At 41.4% G+C, this 391-nt stretch carries 2 rRNA genes; both read left to right on the top strand.

Going from position 1 to position 391, the window contains the following annotated elements:
- Positions 1-66 (top strand): 16S ribosomal RNA (locus M5A78_RS24625); the annotation flags it as partial.
- Between the two features lie 214 nt (positions 67-280).
- Positions 281-391, top strand: a 23S ribosomal RNA gene (locus M5A78_RS24620); the annotation flags it as partial.

The raw sequence follows: 391 nt of genomic DNA, 5'->3' as shown, positions 1-391 counted from the left end.
CAGATGATTGGGGTGAAGTCGTAACAAGGTAGCCGTATCGGAAGGTGCGGCTGGATCACCTCCTTTCTAAGGATATAAGCTGGACGTATGAGCCAGACAAAACACGTTTGTTTGATTGTTTTTGTTTGCTTAGTTTTGAGAGAGCAATTCTCTCCGATAGCAATGGATATTGCTATTTTTGTTCCTTGAAAACTAGATAATCGTAAAGAAGAAGCAAAGTAAACATCGAGTAATTGCCATTTTAGTTTTCTCTCTATTTAATAGAGAAAAAAACCTTTTAGGTTAAGTTAGAAAGGGCGCACGGTGAATGCCTTGGCACTAGGAGCCGATGAAGGACGGGACTAACACCGATATGCTTCGGGGAGCTGTAAGTAAGCTTTGATCCGGAGAT

Source organism: Neobacillus rhizosphaerae, assembly GCF_937468385.1.
In the GTDB taxonomy this organism is placed as follows: Bacteria; Bacillota; Bacilli; order Bacillales; family Cytobacillaceae; genus Neobacillus; species Neobacillus rhizosphaerae.
Note: the sequence above shows the minus strand (reverse complement) of the source record. Positions and strands in the feature narration are given on the sequence as shown.